We start from the raw sequence: 19,178 nt of genomic DNA on the forward strand, positions 1-19,178 counted from the left end.
ACCGGGCGTACCAGCCGTATCGGCCGTACCTGACACCGCCTGAGCCCGAGTTCACGAGGACACCTGTCTAGATGCCTGCGAACGAGCCCCCGAAGCAGTTCCCCGAGACGACCGTCACGACCTTGGAGGGTGTGCGGGCCTGGCTGACGACGGCCGTCGCCGAGGCCGCCGGGCTCGACCCGCTGGCCGTCGGCCCCGAGCGACCGATCGCCGAATTCGGCCTGGGCTCACGCCAGTTGGTCACCCTGGCCGCCGAACTCTCCACGCGGATCAGCCGGCCCCTGGAGCCATCCCTCGTCTTCGACCACCCCACGATCGCCGCGCTCGCCGAGGCGGTCTTCGAACGGCCCGCCGCCGCCGTCGCGGTGGACCCGGCACCGGCGCACCCGCCCGTACGGGCGGACGACGACATCGCGATCATCTCCATCGCCTGCCGCTTCCCCGGCGGCGCCGACGAACCCGAGGCGCTGTGGCGGCTACTGGCAGCGGGCGAGGACGTCATCTCCGAGGTACCCGAGGGTCGTTGGGACACCCAGGGGCTCTACGACCCCGATCCGGAGGCCACCGGCAAGGCGTACACGCTGCGCGGCGGCTTCCTGGCCGGCACGGACCGCTTCGACGCGGCCTTCTTCGGCATCTCCCCGCGCGAGGCCGCAGCCATGGACCCCCAGCAGCGGCTACTGCTGCAGACCGCCTGGGAGGCGACCGAGCGCGCCGGGATCGTCCCTCAGACGCTGAACGGCAGCTCCACAGGCGTCTACATCGGCCTGTACGACAGCGGGTACCAGGCCTCGGCCGGACTGGGCCGGCTCGACGGGCACGTCGGCACGGGCTCGGCGTCCAGCGTGGCCTCCGGGCGTATCGCCTACACCCTCGGCCTCCAGGGCCCGGCGGTGACCGTCGACACCGCCTGCTCCTCCTCCCTCGTCGCCCTGCACCTGGCCTCGCGGGCGCTGGCGAGCGGCGAATGCGACCTGGCCCTCGCGGGTGGCGCGACGCTGCTGGTGACACCACGCGGACACGTCGAGTTCAGCAGGCTGCGCGCGCTGTCGCCGTCCGGGCGGTGCAGCCCGTTCTCGACCGACGCGGACGGCGTGGTGTGGGCCGAGGGCTGCGGTCTGGTGCTGCTCAAGCGGCTCGCGGACGCACGCCGGGAAGGCGACCGGGTCCTCGCGGTCGTCAAGGGGTCGGCGATCAACCAGGACGGCCGCAGCCAGGGCCTGAGCGCCCCGAGCGGCCCGGCGCAGGAGCGGGTGCTGCGCGCCGCGCTGGACGCCGCCGGGCTCCGGCCGGACGACCTTGACTACGTGGAGGCGCACGGCACCGGCACGCGGCTCGGCGACCCCATCGAGGGCCGGGCGCTGGCAGCGGTCTTCGGACCGGGCCGCCCGGCCGACCGGCCGCTCGGCGTCGGCTCCCTCAAATCCAACATCGGGCACACACAGGCCGCGGCCGGCATCGGCGGCGTCATCAAGACGGTGCTGGCCCTCGGCCACGAGCTGCTCCCGGCATCGCTGCACGCCGAAACCCCGACCGAGGATGTCGACTGGGCAGGCGGCGGCCTGCGCGTGCACAGCAGCGCCCAGGCGTGGGCGCGGGGCGGCGACCGGGTGCGACGGGCCGGAGTGAGCGCGTTCGGGATCAGTGGCACGAACGCGCATGTGGTGCTGGAGGAGGCACCCGCGGACCTCGCGCCGCCGGCCGGCGCGCCGGCGCCCGACCGGCAGCCGACCGACCGGCAGCCGACTGGCGAGTCGAACCCCGACCGGCAGCCGACCGCCCAAGAGCCCACCGCGGGACGGCCCGGAAAGACCCTCTTCCCGCTGTCCGCCCGCACCCTCCCCGCCCTCCGGGGACAGGCAGCCCGCCTGCTTGAGGCGCTCTCGGCGCAGCCTCGGTTGCCGCTGCCCGACGTGGCCGGAACGCTCACCCACCACCGCACGCACTTCGAGCACCGAGCCGTCGTCCAGGCGGGCAACCGCGATGAACTGCTGACCGCGCTGCGTCTGCTTGCCGAGGGACAGCCGGACGCCGGCCCGGTCGTCGGCCCCCAACACACCCTCGCCCCGGGCAAGGTGGCCTTCGTCTTCCCCGGCCAGGGCGCCCAGTGGGCCGGCATGGCCCGCGATCTGCTGGACCGCTCCCCGGTGTTCGCGGACGAGCTCGACCGCTGCGACGCCGCACTGCGCCCCTTCACCGCCTGGTCGGTGGCGGCCGTCCTGCGCGGCGACTCGGGCGCCCCGTCCCTGGAGCGCGTGGACGTCGTCCAGCCGGTCCTCTTCGCCGTGATGGTGTCCCTGGCCGCCGTATGGCGGGCCCGTGGCGTACGGCCGGACGCCGTGATCGGGCACAGCCAGGGCGAGGTCGCCGCGGCCTGCGTCGCCGGGGCGCTCGGCCTCAACGACGCGGCGGCGGTGGTCGCCCTGCGCAGCCAGGCCCTGACCGAGCTGTCCGGCACCGGCACCATGGCCGTCGTCGCCCTGCCGCACACCGAGGTCGAGGCCCGCCTCGCCGGACTCGGCGGCCGGGTGTCCGTCGCCGCCGTGAACAGCGGCCGGTCGACGGTGATCGCCGGTGACGTGGAGCCACTGGAGGCCCTGCTCGCCGAGCTCGACCGGCAGCAGGTGTTCGTCCGCCGCCTCGACGTCGACTACGCCTCCCACAGCGCCCAGGTCGAACCGCTGCGCGCGACCATCCTCGACGAACTCGACGGCGTCGCCACCTACCCGACGTCCGTCGCCTGGTACTCCACGGTCACCGGCGAGCCGGTCACCGAGGAGCTGGAAGCCGACTACTGGTACACCAACCTGCGCGAGCCCGTCCGCTTCGCGCCGACCGTGGAGCGCATGGCGGCCGACGGCTACCGGTACTTCGTCGAGCTCAGCCCCCATCCGTCCCTGCTCACCGCCGTACGCACGGTCGCGGAAGATGCCGAGGACGACGCCCGCGACGTGGTCGCCGTCGGATCGCTGCGCCGCGACGAGGACGGGCCCGCCTGCCTGGACCGGGCCGCCGCCGAACTCCACGTCCACGGACGGCAGATCGACTGGCGCCGCCTGGTCCCCGAGGCCGAAGCGGCGGACCTGCCGACGTACGCCTGGGACCCGCAGCGCTACTGGATCGAGCCCGAGTCCGGCGCCGACGCCCCCGGTCTCTTCGACCGCGCCGCGCACCCGCTGCTCGGCATCCAGCTGCAGTCGGCGGACGAGGCCCGCTGGACCTTCCGCAACGAGTGGTCCCCGACCACCGCCGACTGGCTGCCCGACCACGCCGTGTTCGGGCGGACCGTGGTGTCGGGCACGACCCTGATGGAGCTGTGCCGCGCCGCGCTGGCCGTGGCCCGTCCGGACGAACCGGGTGACGTCGCCGACCTGCTCCTGCTTGCGCCCCTCACGCTTCCCACCTCCGGAACCGTCGAGGTGTCCGTCGAGGTGGTCACCACCGGCCCGGTACCGGAAATCACCGTGCACAGCCGTCCGCGCGGCGAGGAGGCCACGGGCTGGACCCTGCACGCCACCGCGTCCGCGGAGGATTCCGCCCCGGTGGCAGCGGGGCAGCCGCCGGTGTGGCCGGAGGCGGCCGAGCCGGCCTGGCGCGAGGAGACGTACGAGCGGCTGACCGGACTCGGCCTCGGCTACGGCCCGGCCTTCCAGGGCGTACGGGAGGCGGTGACCACCGGCGACGACGAGTTGCTGGCCCGCCTCTCGCTGCCGTCCGTGGCCCGCGATGCGGCCGACCCGTACCCGGTCCACCCGGCGCTGCTGGACGCCGCGCTGCACGTGGCCGCTGGGTTCGATACGTGCGGCGCGTCCGGCGGCCGGGTGCTGCTGCCGGTCGCGGTGGGCCGCTGCGTCCTGCCGCCCGGCGGCGCGACGGATCTCACCGCGTCCGTACGCCGGACGGGCGGTACGGGAACGGACCTCATGCTGGACGTGACTCTGTGGGATGCCGACGGTCTCCCGGCAGGCCGTCTCGAGGGCGTACGGCTGCGCGCCGCGGACCCGGCGGACCTGCGCGGCCGCTCGGAGAACGGCCGGCACCTGTACGAGGTCGTGTGGACGGCCCCGTCCGAGGAAGCCGCGGGGGTGCCGGGCACCACCTGGACGGTGATCGGCGACCGATCGGAGCCGGATGTCGCGGCGGCCCTGCGTGGCCTCGATGCGGCGGGGATCCAGATCCGCGAGACGGGCGCCGACGTCCTCGTGCGGTTCTGGCCGCGCCCGGAAGCCGACAGCGAACCATCCGCTGCGGCACAGAAGTTGGCGGCAACGGCACTGGCGGAGCTGCACGCGCTGATCGCCCTGCCCCAGGACGAGGCACCCGCCCGCACCGTGTGGGTGACCCGTGGCGCCGTCGCGGCCGGCGACGGGGACACGGTGCCCGGCCTGGCCCAGTCGGTGCTGTGGGGCCTGGCCCGCAGCGCCCGCGCGGAACACCCGGACCTCGGGCTGACCCTGCTCGACATCGAGGGATCCGAGGGTGCGGCTGATCTACCGGCCGTCGTGGCGTACGACGGGGAGCCCGAACTCGCCGTCCGCAGCGGCGCGCTGCTCGCCCCCCGGCTGGTGCGCGCCCGTGCCGCGGACGAGCTGCGGGTCCCGCCCGGGGACCACTGCGAGCCGGCCGGCCTCCCGTCGGATGTGACCCTGCGCCCGGTGGCGCCCCAGGCCCTGGCCCCCGGCCAGGTGAGGATCGAGGTGCACGCGGCCGGTCTGCTCCCCGTTGCGGCCCTCGTCCCCGGTGACGAGGCGCCGCTCGCCGAATGCGCCGGTGTGCTCACCGAGGTCGGCGCCGGAGTCGAGGGTCTCGCCCCCGGCCTGCGAGTCGTCGCCCTCACCGACAGCGCGCCCGGCTCCGAGGCGGTCGCCGACGCGCGGCTGGTCGCGGCGCTCCCGGACGGCCTGCCCTTCACCACTGGGGCCTCCCTGCCCCTCGCGGACGCCGTCGTCGAACCGGCCGGGCCCGGCCGCGAACAGCTCGGTGCGGCCCTGCGCGCGGCCGTCGCGTCGGTCGCCGCCGGACAGGCGCGTCCCGCACGCCCCCAGGTCCTGCCCGTCACCGCGGCCCGTGAGGAGATACGGCGACGGATCGCGTCCGGCGGCCCCGTCGTACTGGACCTGGCCGGCCGCCCCACCCTGGTCCCCACCGACGGCACGGTGCTGATCACCGGCGGTCTGGGCGCAGTCGGCCGGCACATCGCCAGGCTCCTCGCCGAGCACGGCGTCCCGCGCCTGCTGCTGACCTCGCGCCGGGGCGCCGACGACCCGCGCACCGCCGAGGTGACCGCGGAACTGACCGCGCTCGGCGCCGAGGTCGGGGTTGCGGCGTGCGACGTCGCGGACGCGGCGGCCGTGGCCGGCGTACTGGACCGGATCGGCGACACGTTGCCGCTGCGGGGCGTCGTGCACTGCGCGGGCGTCCTGGCCGACGGGGTGGTCGCCGAGCTGACGCCCGAACGCCTCGCGCAGGTGCTGCGTCCGAAGGTCGAAGGCGCCGCCCATCTGCACCGGCTCACCGCCGACGCGCCGCTCGACCTCTTCCTGCTGGTCTCCTCGGCCGCCGGCGTCGTCGGCAGCGCGGGCCAGGGCAACTACGCGGCCGCCAACGTCTTCCTCGACCAACTGGCCTACCACCGGCGCGCCTTGGGCCTGCCCGGCGTCTCGGTCTCCTTCGGCGCGTGGGAGGGCGAGGGTCTCGCCGCCGAACACGCCGACCTGGAGCGGATGGCCCGCCTCGGCCACCGAGCCCTCCGCCCCGGCCAGGGCCGCGAACTCGTCGAACTCTCCCTGCGGCGGGGCGCGCCGCACCTGGTTGCCTGGGCCCTGGACCTGCCCCGTCTGCGCGATACGGCGGCGGCCGGAGGCGGCACTGCGGCGGCGCTGTGGCGCTCGCTGCTGCCCGCGCCCCGCACCGGCCGTGACGGCGGCGGCCTGGCCGGCCGCCTGGCCCGGCTGACCGAGGCGGAACGCGCCGAGCGCGTACTGGCCCTGGTCCGCGAGGAGGTCTCCCGCGTCCTCGGGCTGCGCTCGGCGGAGTCCGTCCGCCCCGACCAGCCGCTGCGTGAGCTCGGCATGGATTCGGTGACGGCGGTCGAACTGCGCAACCGCATCGCCACCCGCATCGGCGCCAAACTCCCCGCCACACTGCTTTTCGACCACCCCACTGCGGCCCGGCTCGCCGAGTACCTGCTGACCACCGCACTCGCGACGGTCGGCCGTACGACTCCTCGGACCGCGCCCGGCACGCAGCGGACCCGCGCGGCCACGTCGGCGGAGCCGGCGCCCCACGAGCCGGTGGCCGTGGTGGCCATGGCGTGCCGCCTGCCGGGCGGAGTGAGCGATCCGGAGGGCCTGTGGCGCCTGGTCGCGGAGGGCCGTGACGCGGTGGGCCCGTTCCCGGCGGGACGCTGGGACGTGGAGTCGCTGTACGACCCCGATCCGGAGGCCCGGGGCAAGTCGTACGCCCGGGAGGGCGGTTTCCTGGATGACATCGAGTCCTTCGACGCGGGCTTCTTCGGGATCACTCCGAAGGAGGCGGCGGCCATGGACCCGCAGCAGCGGTTGGTGCTGGAGACGGCGTGGGAGGCGCTGGAGCGGGCCGGGATCGTGCCCGCCGGGCTGGCGGGGAGTACCACCGGCGTGTATGTCGGCATGTTCGGCAGCGACTACCTGGCGGGCTCCCGGCTCGACCAGTTGGACGGGTACGTCGGTACGGGGTCGGCGCTGAGCGTGGCCTCGGGCCGGCTCGCGTACGCGCTGGGGGTGCACGGCCCGGCGCTGACGGTGGACACGGCGTGCTCGTCGTCGCTGGTGGCGACGCACCTGGCGGCGCAGGCGCTGAGGTCCGGCGAGTGCGACCTCGCGCTCGCCGGTGGCGTGACGCTGATGGTGACGCCGCAGACCTTCGTGGAGTTCAGCCGCCTGCGGGGGCTGTCCCCGACGGGCCGCTGCCGTTCCTTCTCCGACGACGCCGACGGCGCCATCTGGGCCGAGGGCGCGGGCATGGTCGTACTGAAGCGGCTCAGCGATGCGCGGCGCGACGGGGACGAGGTGCTGGCGGTGCTGCGCGGCACGGCCGTCAACCAGGACGGCCGCAGTCAGGGGTTGTCCGCGCCGAACGGTCCGGCTCAGGAGCGGGTGATCCGGCGGGCGCTGGAGCTGTCCGGGCTCGAACCCGCCGACATCGACTATGTGGAGGCGCACGGGACGGGGACGACGCTGGGCGACCCGATCGAGGCGAACGCCCTGTCGGAGGTCTTCGGCGACTCGCGTCCGCAGGACCGCCCGCTGTACCTGGGCACGCTGAAGTCCAACATCGGGCATGCACAGGCGGCTTCGGGCGTGGCCGGGCTGATCAAAGTGGTGCAGTCACTGCATCACCGGACCCTGCCCGCCACGCTGCATGCCGGCGCGCCCAGCCGGCACGTCGACTGGGACGACAGCGGGCTGCAGCTGCTGCAGGAGGCGGCGCCCTGGCCGTCATCGCCGCAGCGCGTACGTCGTGCCGGAGTGAGTGCCTTCGGGATCAGCGGGACCAATGCGCATGTGATCGTGGAGGAGGCACCGCCGGTCGAGGCGGCGCCTGTCGAGGCCCCACCGGTCGAGGCGGAGCATGTCGAGGCGGCGCCGAAGTGCGACGTCCCCCGGGAAAAGCGGCTGTTCGCCCTGTCCGGGCGCAGTGAGGCTGCCGTGCGGGGGCAGGCCGCGCGGCTGGCCCGGTACGTGACCGAGGACACCGCCCTGCCGGACGTCGCCCACACCCTGGCTCGGCACCGCAGCCACTTCCAGCGGCGCGCGGGGATCGTGGCGGGCGACCGGGACGAACTGCTGGCCCAGCTCGACGCGTTGGCGACCGGACGGGCACCGCTGGCGCCGTCCCGCGAGGAGCAGACGGGAAAGGTCGCCTTCGTCTTCGCCGGGCACGGCGGGCAATGGCCGGGCATGAGCATGGGGTTGATGGCCGAATCCGAGGCGTTCCGCCAGGAGTTGACCCGCATCGACGAGGCGGTTCGCCGTCACGTCGGCTGGTCGGTGCTCAACGTGCTGCGGGCGCCGGAGGAATTCTCCCCTCTCGGCCGAACCGAGTTCCTGCAGCCGGTGCTGTTCGCCGTCAACGCGGCGCTGGCCGCCGCCTGGCGTGCGCTCGGCATCGCCCCGGACGCCGTGGTCGGGCACAGCCTGGGCGAGATCGCCGCCGCCTACAGTGCGGGCGCGCTCACCCTGTACGACGCCGTGGCCGTGGTGACCGGGCGCGCCCAGGCGGTCGTACCACTGGTCGGACGGGGCGGCATGCTGGCAGTGGAGCTGCCGCGCGCTCAGGTCGAGGAACTGCTCGCGCCGTACGCGGAGCGGCTGTTCGTGGCGGCCGTCAACAGCGCGCACTCCACGGCCGTCTCCGGCGACACCGACGCGCTGGCCGAGTTGCGCCGGCACCTCGACGACCAGCAGATCACCGCACGCCGGCTGTCGACGCCGTTCGCCTCGCACACCCCCTTGATGGACCCGCTCCGCGTGGAACTGCTCGACCGGTTCTCCGGTATCCGGGGCACACGGACGCCGATCCCGCTGTACTCGGCGGTGCCGGCCGAACCCGTGGCCGGTGACCGGCTGGATGCCGAGCACTGGTACGCCAACCTCCGGCAACCGGTCCGTTTCGCAGAGACGATCCGACGGATGCTGGACGACGGCTACCGCTACTTCGTGGAGCTGAGCCCGCACCCGTCGCTCACCGCGTCGATCGAGGCGGTGGCGGCCGAGGCCGGGATCGACGCGGTCGGCGTCGGCTCGCTGCGCCGGCAGCAGGACGGGCACGACGTTCTGCTGTGCAGGCTGGGAGAGCTGTACGCGGCCGGGCACACACCCGACTGGCGTGTGCTGTTCCCGGAGGGCCGCCGAGTCGCCCTGCCCACGTACGCCTTCGCACGCGAACGCCACTGGCTCGCCCCCGCGCCCGCCACCGCCACGGGCGCCTCGCCGCTCCTCGGTACGCACGTCGAGGCCAGCGACGAATCCGACCGGCACATCTTCCAGAGCGAAATGGACCTGCGCGACAGCCGTTTCGCCTACCTTACCGACCATCGGGTCACCGGCGAGGTCTGGCTGCCCGGCGCCGCCTTCCTGGACATGGCGTTGGCGGGCGCCTCCGCGCTGCAGGACGACGGCGAGGTGCGGCTGGCCGACGTCAGGTTCGTCCAGCCGCTGCGCCTGGACGAGGAGAAGCCCGTACGGCTGCAACTCGTCCTGCGGCCTGTCGAGGACGGCTTCCGGGACTTCACCATCGCCTCGGCGGCCACCGGTGGGCGCGGCACGCGGTGGGAACGGCACGTCAGCGGACGGGTCGCTGTCACCCTGGCCGAACCAGCGGCCGATGCGGGCGATGCGTGCCATGCGGGCGAGGAGGTCAGTGCGCTGCGCGAGCATTGCGTGGAGGAGGTGGACCTGCGGGCCGTCCACGCCCAGCTGGCCACGCTCGGCATCGAATACGGTCCCGCCTTCCGGGGCCTGGAGGCGGGCCACCGCACGGACACCGCGGCGCTCGGCCGCCTGGCCGAGCGGCACGCCGCCGGTCATCTGCTGCACCCCGCGGTCCTCGACGCCGCCTTTCACACGGCCGCCCTGCCGGGCGACGCGCCCGAAGGCCGGGCGTTCGTGCCCGCCGGATTCGGACGGCTGCGGTTCACCGGGCGGCGCACCACGCCCGTGTGGGTGACCTGTCATCTGCGTTCGGTGAACGGCGACACCGCCATCCTGGATCTGCGGCTCTTCGACGAGAACGAGCAACTGGTCCTGGAGGCCCAGGAGTTCGAGCTGGCCGCACTCTCCCCGCTGGACGGAGCGCTCTTCGAGACGCGCTGGCAGCCGCGCCCGGTCGCGCAGGAGCCGCCCTCCGACGACGGCAGCTGGCTGATCCTGTCCGACGGATCGGGGGTGGCCGCCGAACTCGGTGAGCGGCTCGGCTCCTCGGTGCCGCACGTGATCGCCCGCCGGGGTGAGTCGTTCGGCGTCGAGGGCCCGGGCCGCTACGTCCTCGATCCGGCCGATCCGCAGCATCTGGCCCGGCTGCTCGACGAGGCGTTCGCGGACGGGTTGCCCGAGCGGGTGGTCCAGCTGTCCGCGCTCGATGCTCCGGCGATCGCGGATGCCGGTACGGCCGAGGAGGCGGCACGGCTGTGCTGCCTGAGCACCCTGCACCTGGTGCGGACGCTCGCCGAGCGTCCGCAGGGCGGCCGGGCTCCCCGCCTGTTCGTGGTCGTCCGCGGTAGCCAGGCAGCCGGTGACAGCACGCAGGTGACGCACCCTCAGCAGGCGCTCGCCTGGGGCTTCTCCCTCGCGGTGGCGCAGGAGTACCCGGAGCTTTCGACCACGCTGATCGACCTGCCGTCCACGGACGGCGTCGACGCCTTGTGGACGCAGCTCCGGCACGCGGACGACGAACGGCTGGTCGCGCTGCGGGAGTCGGGCCGTCTGGTGCCGCGCCTGGCCCGCACCCGCCCGGACGACGGCGGTCCGGGCGAGATCACCCCGGACGGCGTGTACCTGATCACCGGTGGTCTGGGCGGCCTCGGCCGCGTCGTCGCCGAGCGACTGGTCAGCCGCGGTGCCCGTCGGCTGGCCCTGATGAGCCGGGGCACGCCCGGCGCGGAAGCCGCGCGCTGGATCCAGGGTCTCGAAGAGCGCGGTGTCACCGTGCACCTCGCCCGGGCCGACGTCGCCGACCGGGACGGCTTGACGGCTGCCCTGGACGCCGTACGACGGGAAGCCGGCCCGATCGCCGGAATCGTCCATGCCGCCGGTGTGCTCGACGATGCCACGGTGGCGAACCTGACGGACGACCGAGTCCTGCGTGTGCTCGCCCCCAAGGTCCTGGGCACCGCCCTGCTCACCGAGCTGATCCCGGAAGCCGAGAACCTGGTCCTGTTCGCCTCGGCGGCCGGACTCCTGGGCTCGGCAGGACAGAGCCCGTACTCGGCGGCGAACGCCTTCCTCGATGCCTGGGCGCACCACCTCTCCCGTACCGACCGCCGGGCGCTGAGCCTCGACTGGGGCGCCTGGGGCGGCGTGGGCATGGTTTCCGAATCAGGCACCCGGGCCGCCGGGACCAGCCGGTCGGGTCTGGTCGCCTTCTCCCCGCACGAGGGCGGTGAGCTGTTCGAGCGGGTACTGGCCACGACCCGTCGTCAGCTCGCGCCCATGGCCCTGGACTGGGAGATGCTGGCGCTCGACCCGGACGCGACGCGGACCCGCCCGATCCTGGGCGACCTGGTCAGCGCCCCGACGGGTACGGCGGACTCGGACGACCTCGTCAAGAAGGTGTTCGCGGCGACGACCGACCAAGACCGCGCGGCGTGGCTCGAAGCGTACGTACGGGCCAGGGTCGGCGAGGTGTCCGGGGGTGTCGTGGACGTGTCCGCGACCACCGTCCTGAAGGAAATGGGCCTCGACTCCCTCATGCTCGTGCGGCTGCGCAACGCGTTCGCCCGCGATCTGAGTGTCGAACTCCCTGCCGCCGAGGTGTTCTCGGCATCCGACATCCGGGGCCTCGCACAGGCACTCGGCGCGGCCCTGCCCGAGCGGGACAGCGTGGTACAGGTACAGGTGCAGGTACAGGAGCAGCAGCACGGCGACATCACCGTGGAGGTGCCCGGGACCGAGCTGCGGCCCGCGACCCGCGACGTCGTACGGCTGCTGCGCAGCGCCCAGCCGGGCATGCCGGAGGCGGCGCACAGCATCGGCCTGGCCGTGCGGCTCACGGCGCCGACCACCCGCGACGCCCTCACCGACATCCTCCTCCGGCTCGCCGGACGGCACGCGGCCCTGCGCACCGCGATCGTCACCGGCGGGGGCGAGCGGCAACTGCGCGTGGACCGGGAGTTGGCGCAGCCGGTGCTGCGCTGGACGGCCATGGCCGCCGACGCTGCATCCGGCTCCGCGATCGACGCCGCAGACCGGCTGCGTCAGCTGCTGGAGCCGCCGTTCGAGCTGGCGAACCCGCCGCTGTGGCGGTTCGAACTGCTCGACGGCGGCGCGCGGGGCCAGATCCTGGTGTTCGGCGCGCACCACGCCGTGAGCGATCTGCAGTCCCTGCTGCTCGTGGCAGGAGAGATCGACGCCGAGCTGTCCGGCACCTCGCTCGGCGACGCCGTCACCAACCGCGACATCGACCTGCTGATCGAGGCCCAGCAGGTCGGCGACGGGCCCGGCGCCGGCGCCGACGAGTGGCGCGAGGCGTTCCACGGCAGTGCCCGTCTCGACCTGGAGCTCACCCGTCCGCGCCCCGCGGCGCGGTCGTACCGGGCGGGCAGTGTGACCGTGACGATCCCCGACGGGCTCATGGGGCGGGTGTCGGCAGCCGCGAGCAGGCTCGCCGTCACGCCGGCCGCCTTCTGTCTCGGCGCGCTGACCGTGCTGCTGGCACGCAAGCGGGAGCGCGAGCGGTTCGTGCTCGCCGTACCCGTGGACACGCGCATCCACACCGACGCGTACGACGCGGTGGGCTTCTTCGGAGTACCGGTGCCGTTCCCGGCCGAGGCCGGGGCGGGCGAGCGGATCGAGGAGGTGCTGCGCCGCACCGACGGCCGCCTCGACCGGGTCCTCGCGAAGGGCGCCATGTTCTCGGACGTGCTGTCGACGCTGGCCCAGGAGGGGCTGTACCGGGCGAACGCGCCACTCGTCGAGGTGTACTTCAACTACGTACGCTCCTCGGCCGGCCGGCTCGCCAACCTGGAGGTGCTGCCTGCCGGGACGGGCTGGTCCGACCTCGACCTGATGATCACCATGACCCCGGACGCGGGGCGGATCCGGCTCGACCACAACGTCGACATCATGGACGCGGCGACCGTCACCGAACTCGGGGAGGAGTTCCTGCGGCTGCTCGCGGAGACGGCCGAGGATCCGACGGCACCGGTCCGTCCGGCGCCTGCGACGGTCGAGACCGGCCCGGCCACGTACGAAGCCCCGGCCGCGCCGCACCGGGCCCAGGAAGCCCCGGCCGCACCGCGCCGGTCCCTCGCACTCGCCGCCACCTTCGCCCTCGGCAACCTGCCGCTCATGTGCGAGACGGCGGTCAACGAGGGCGCCGAGGACGGCAGCGTGAGCGTCGCGGAAGCCCCGTACCACCAGGTGCTCGCCGGCCTGCGCGACCCCTCGGGCGTCTTCGCCCACCCGGGCGCGGCGGTGGGGGTCGTGCTGCTGCGGGCGGTGGACCTGGAACGCTTCGGCGCGGTGGACGACACACTGCTCGCCGAGCTGCGCACCGAGTACCCGGCCGCGCTGCGAGCCCTGTCCGAGCGGACCCGCAAGCCGCTGATCGTCGGCTTCCTGCCCACCCAGCGCGTCGACGACCGCTTCGGGCGGTGGGAGCGAGAGGTCGCGGCCGAGCTGGCCGAGCTGCCCGGCGTCGCGGTACTCGGCCCCGACGACTGGACCCGGCACCACGCCGTCGAGGAACGCTTCGACGAGCGGACCGAGCAGCTGGCCCACCTCCCCTTCACCCCGCACTTCCAGGCGGCCGTGGCTCTACGACTGGCCGAGGTCGTACGGGCGGTACGGCGTTCCGCGCCCAAGGTGATCGCGGTGGACGGCGACGAGACCCTGTGGGGCGGGGTGGCCGGGGAGATCGGCCCGGAGGCGGTGGACCTGACCGGTCCGCGTGCCCTGCTCGCGCGGAGGCTGTTGCAGTGGCGTGCCGCGGGCGCACTGCTGGCGCTGGTCAGCAACAACGACGAGACCACGGTCCGGGCCGTCCTGGATCGCCCGGACAGCCTGCTGAAGGCCGAGCACTTCAGCGTGCTCTCCGCCGCCTGGGGCCCGAAGCCGGGCCGTCTGGCGGACGCGGCGCGCACGCTCAATCTCGGTGTGGACAGCTTCCTGTTCCTGGACGACAACCCGGCCGAGATCGCCAGGATGCGGTCGGCATTGCCGCAGGTGCTGTCGGTGACCTGCCCGCCGACGGCTGAACTGGACGAGTTCCTGGGCCGGTTGTGGCCGCTGGTCCCGGCGGCGGCGACGGCCGAGGACACGCTGCGGGCACGGTTCTACGAACAGGAGCGGGAACGCGACGCCATCCGCGAACAGGCCGGATTCGAGGACTTCCTCGCCCGGCTGGAACTGGAGGTCGACATTCGGGCCCTCTCCGAGGCCGACGTCGAGCGGGCCGGGCAACTCGTCCGCCGTACCAACCAGTTCACCCTCCGCTCCCGGTCGGCCGACGGCGGCGATCTCGCCCGGTGGCGGGAGTGCGGCGAGGTGTGGACGGCCGCGGCCCGGGACCGTTTCGGCGACTACGGCCAGATCGGCCTGCTCGCTCTCCGCCCGGACGGCGACCAACTCGACGTGATCGCCTGGATGATGAGCTGCCGGGCGCTCGGCCGGGGTGTCGAGGAACGCCTGTTGCAGTGGCTCGCCGACCGCGCCGAGGAGCTGGGCTGTACGAAGGTCCGGCTGGCGGCGGAGCGAACCCCGCGCAACGTCCCGGCCCGTCGTCTCCTCGCCGCGCTCGGCGGCGGCGACGAGGACGACGAGCGCCTGGAGAGCGTGGTCACGCCGGAACACCTGCGGGCGTTCCGCTCCTGGAAGCAGCAGTGACCGGGCCGGCTGCGACCTCCGGGGGGCAGTGGGGAAAGGACATGGCACATCGTGGAGGGGTCTCATGCGTGACGTGAACGAGGACGTGCCGGCGTACGCCGCACAGCGGGCGACCGCCGAGTCGATCGAGCGGGGCGGCGGTGGGCTCGGCGTGACCGCACTGCTGGCCAAGGTCATGTCGGCCGACGCCAACACTCAGGCCACGGTTCAAGCCGACACCAATGCTCAGGCCACCGCTCAGGCCGACACCAACACTCAGGCCACGGTTCAAGCCGACACCAATGCTCAGGCCACCGCTCAGGCCGATGCCGGGACCACTCCGGCCCTGGACGTGGACGGCCTGGCTGCCGCCATCGCCGCCGCGGCGGGCCGCTATCTGCCCGGGGGTCACCTGTCGGCCGACGCCGACTTCTTCGACGCCGGGGGCTCCTCCATCCACGCCGTGGAACTCGTCGCGGAGCTGGAGGGCGAGCTGGGCCTGGAGATCGGCCTGGACGACGTGTTCGCCGACGCCCGCCCGATCAGCCTCGCCCGGCGCTGGTTGTCGAGCGCCGGGGCCTCGGTCGTCCCCGCAGCCACTGGGGCCATGGGGTGTCCGGTGGATCAGCCGAGCAAGATCCATCGGACAGGCTCTGGGACCGCGCCCTCGGTCCCGACCCCGTCGGCAACCCCGCCGACCGACGCCGCAGCGACGCCGGTCGCGATCCCCGTCCTGTCCCCCCGCGCCCCGACGCCGTTGACGGCCACCCCCGTCGCTCCGTACTCCACAGCCCGCCGCGAGGACCTCGAGCAGATCCTGGCGGACCTCTCCGTTGCCGACCGCCTGCCCTGGACCGGCTCGCCCGAGCCACTGCCGCCCCGCCGGATCCTGCTGACCGGCGCCACCGGCTTCCTCGGCAGCCATCTGCTCCTCGACCTGCTGCGGCACAGCGACGCCCATGTCCACTGCCTGGTCCGCGCGGCCGACGAGGAAGCGGCGGTCGCCAGGCTCGGTGAGGCGCTGCGGAGCTACGAGCTGCCCTGGTCGTCGGAGATCCGCCGCCGGGTGACCGTGCTTGCGGGCGACATCAGGCGCCCGCGCCTCGGCCTGTCCGAGGACCTGTGGAACACGCTCGCGCACGAGTTGGACAGCGTCGTCGGCGTGGCGGCGGCCGTGGACTTCCTGCGCGGCTACCAGTCGCTGCGGCAGAGCAACGTCCTCGGTGCGCTGGCACTGGCCGAACTGGCGGCGACGGGCCGGCCCAAGCCGCTGCACCACGTCTCCTCGATCGCGGTCTTCAACGAGGTCGGCATCACCTCCATGGGCGAGGACGATCCGCTCGCCCACGCCGACCGCCTCGTAGCGGGCTACGACCAGACCAAGTGGGCCGCCGAAGTCGCGCTGCGGCGGGCTCGCGACCACGGCCTGGTGGTCACGGCGATGCGCCCGGGAGGCATCGGCGGCCACACCAGGACCGGCGCCTACAACCCCCAGGACCTCAGCAGCGGCCTCATCTCGGCCTTCGGCCGCTTCCGCACCGTGCCCGCCTTCCGCTACCTGAACGCGGCCCCGGTGGACTGGGTGAGCCGGGTCGCTGTCGGCGTCATCTGCGAACCCGACGCCTGGGGCTACGACTACAACCTGACCGGCGTGCCCAACACCCTCGACGACGTCGTACGGGACATGGCGCTCGGCGGCATGCACGTACGTGTACAGGACTGGGACGAGTGGCGCACCGACGCCCTGGCCCGCCTGGAGGCCGACCCGGTGCCCGAACTGGCCTTCCTTACCAGGGTGCTGCAGAGCCCCACCGCCCTCAAACTGTGCGAGGCGACGCTGAAGGGCCCGGCGGCCACCATGGAGCGCACCAACGCGCTCGTCGAGGCACTCGGGCTTCCGCGCGCGGCCCGCTACGACGCCCAGGCGCAGCTCAGGACGTTCGAGCGCCTCACCCGTGACGGCCTCGCCCGGCTGCCGGACAAGGACGACCAGCCGTACCTGTGGTTCTCCGAGACGACCGAGGGCAGCGTGGGCCCGGTCGGCGCAGGCGCCGACACTCCCTGCTCGATGGCGCTCACCCTCTCCATCGCGAGCATGTACCAGCTGGTGAAGGAGCGCCGGGTGGACGTCAGGGGCGAGCTGGTGTGCGTGGCGGTGCACCCCGAGCCGCTGGTCGTGGAGCGCGGCGATGTCTGGGTCCGCCCCGAGGAGGGGATCCCCGAGCAGCACGGTCTGCGGCACCGACTCCTCCGCTATCGGCTGTGCTTGCGCGACGCCGACGGCGGGCGCTGGTGGCTGGAGGGCCGCAAGTACGCCAGGGCCCGGCGCGATGTGTGGCGGCAGACCCGCGCGCTGACGGTGGAGATCGGCCGCGAGGGCGAACCGGCCGCCCTGGCGGGTGAGGTCGTCGTGCCCGCGGACAGCTACGTACGCGACCAGATCGACGGCATCAAGGTCGACCCGCGCCTGACCGGCCAGGAGAAGCGCGCCGCCAAACTGACCTGGCTCGCCTGGTTCGGCCTGGAGATGGGCCGCGGCCTGCTCGGCCCCTTCGCCCGGGCCGCCGCTGACCTGCTCGACCTGCGCCGCACCCAGACCCCCACGGAGCACAACCGATGATGTTCAAGGCGACCAACTCCCGGACCAGGCCGGCGTTCCGCAAGGTCAGGACCACCACGGCCCTGCGTCCCCTCCGCCACCGCCTCGACGCGGCGGCAGTCGAGGAGATCCCCTTCCGGGCGGGGGACGGCGTCCGGCTCGGCCTGACCCGCATCGACACCGGCGAGGCGGACCGGCCCGCCGTGCTGCTCCTGCACGGGCACACCGCGTCCGCCGACATGTTCCTGCTGCCGGAGACCCGCAACCTGGTCGACGTCCTGCTCGACGACGGCTACGAACCCTGGCTGCTCGACTGGCGGGGCAGCTGCCGGCTGCCGTACAACGAGACCGGCCAGAAGTACACGTACGACGACGTCGCCCTGTACGACATCCCCGAGGCCGTCTCCCGCATCCGGCAGCGCATCGGCGACCGGCCGCTGTTCGTGGTGGCCCACTGCATCGGGTCACTCACGTTGTCGATGAGCATGGCGGCCGGACTGGTGCCGGGCCTCGCGGGCGTGGTGTCCCAGGGTGTGTTCCTGACACCGAAGCTCGCGGGCCGCACCTCGCTGCGGATGACAGTGGCCGGGGAACTGCTGAGGTCCCGGATCGACCACATACCGGTCGACTTCCGCACGGTGGGTCTCTGGTCGAAGTACACCCCGCTGTTCGCGCTGGCCTCCCGGAAGGCGAGCTGCCCGGACCCGACCTGCCAGATCCTGCACAACTCGGCGTGGGGCACGGGCGCCTCGCTGTTCGTGCACGAGCACCTGTCCGAGGCCACCCACAACCGGCTCGCGGAGCTGCTCGGCCCCGCGCCGCTGTGGATCCTGCCGCACCTGCGCCGCATCGAGCTGGCCCGCAGCGTGGTGCGATGGCACGACACCGACCACCGCTACCGGGCCCTGCCGCCCAACGCGCTGGACGCGGCCGGCCGCATCGACACCCCCGTCCTCCTGCTCGCCGGCAGTGAGAACGGGCTCTGGCTGGACTCGCAGAAGCTCTGCCACGAGGTTCTCGCCCACCGCCGGCCCCAGTTGGACGTGGCCTACACCGAGATTCCCGGCTACGGTCACCTGGACACGTTCCTCGGCAGGGGCGCCGCCCTCGACGTGTTCGGTCACATTCTCGACTTCCTTGGCAGGCGACGGTGACGGATTCCCCGGCGGCCGACTACCGTACCCGTCAGTAACCAGACCGCATTCCAGGAGGCGACGACCCATGCCGCAGCTCGAAGTCGACGGCGCAGCACTGACGTACGACGACGAGGGCCCCCGCGACGGTGACGGTGTGCCCCTGGTGTTCGTCCACGGCTGGACGGCGAACCGGCACCGCTGGGACCACCAGATGGCGCACTTCGCCGAGAAGCGGCGGGTGATACGGCTCGACCTGCGCGGTCACGGCGAGAGCAGCGGGGCGGGGGCGCGGACGATCAAGGACCTGGCGGCGGACGTCCTCGCCCTCCTCGACCATCTGAAGGTCGAGCGATTCATCCTCGTCGGCCACTCCATGGGCGGGATGATCTCGCAGACCATCACCCTCTCCCATCCCGATCGGGTGGAGCGCATGGTGCTGGTGAACTCGATCAGCCGGATGACCTACAGCCGGGGACGGGGCCTGCTGATGGCGGCGTCCACGCGGGTGCCGTTCAAGCTGTTCGTCGCCACCAACATCCAGCGGGCCTTCGCCCCCGGCTACCCGCGCGAGGAGGTACGGGAGCACATACGGGCCTCCTCGGCCACGCCGCAGGAGGTGGTCATGACGTGCTACGCCGCCATGCGGGCCTTCGACGTCCTCGACCGGGTCGGCGAGATCCGCACGCCCACCCTGCTGGTGCACGGCTACCACGACATCCAACTGCCCGTCTCACAGATGCTGCGGATGGCGAAGGCCTACCCTGACGCGGTGGTCCGGATCGTGGACGCCGGCCACGAACTTCCGGTGGAGAAGCCGGCAGAACTGACCGCGGCTCTCGACCGGTTCGTGACCGGCCGGCCATGAGGCACTACGCGGCCGAG

4 protein-coding genes are annotated in these 19,178 nt (G+C 73.5%); all 4 read left to right on the forward strand.

The annotated features are described in order from the left end of the window. Positions 1-71: 71 nt before the first annotated feature. Positions 72-14,582, forward strand: a complete 14,511-nt coding sequence (locus tag ACZ6ZQ_RS33620; protein WP_469772303.1) for an SDR family NAD(P)-dependent oxidoreductase — start codon at positions 72-74, stop codon at positions 14,580-14,582. 64 nt (positions 14,583-14,646) lie between these two features. Further along, the gene (locus ACZ6ZQ_RS33625) at positions 14,647-17,181 is read left to right on the forward strand and encodes a thioester reductase domain-containing protein (RefSeq protein ID WP_469772304.1); all 2,535 of its coding nucleotides are present in this window, start codon (positions 14,647-14,649) and stop codon (positions 17,179-17,181) included. Then, positions 17,178-18,314 (forward strand): alpha/beta hydrolase, encoded by a 1,137-nt coding sequence (locus ACZ6ZQ_RS33630; RefSeq protein WP_469772305.1) that lies wholly within the window; start codon positions 17,178-17,180, stop codon positions 18,312-18,314. The genes ACZ6ZQ_RS33625 and ACZ6ZQ_RS33630 overlap by 4 nt, the downstream gene beginning before the upstream one ends. Before the next feature lie 67 nt (positions 18,315-18,381). Next, the gene (locus ACZ6ZQ_RS33635; RefSeq protein ID WP_469772306.1) at positions 18,382-19,161 is read left to right on the forward strand and encodes an alpha/beta fold hydrolase; all 780 of its coding nucleotides are present in this window, start codon (positions 18,382-18,384) and stop codon (positions 19,159-19,161) included. Positions 19,162-19,178: the final 17 nt, after the last annotated feature.

Source organism: Streptomyces sp. NPDC053673 (assembly GCF_055585225.1).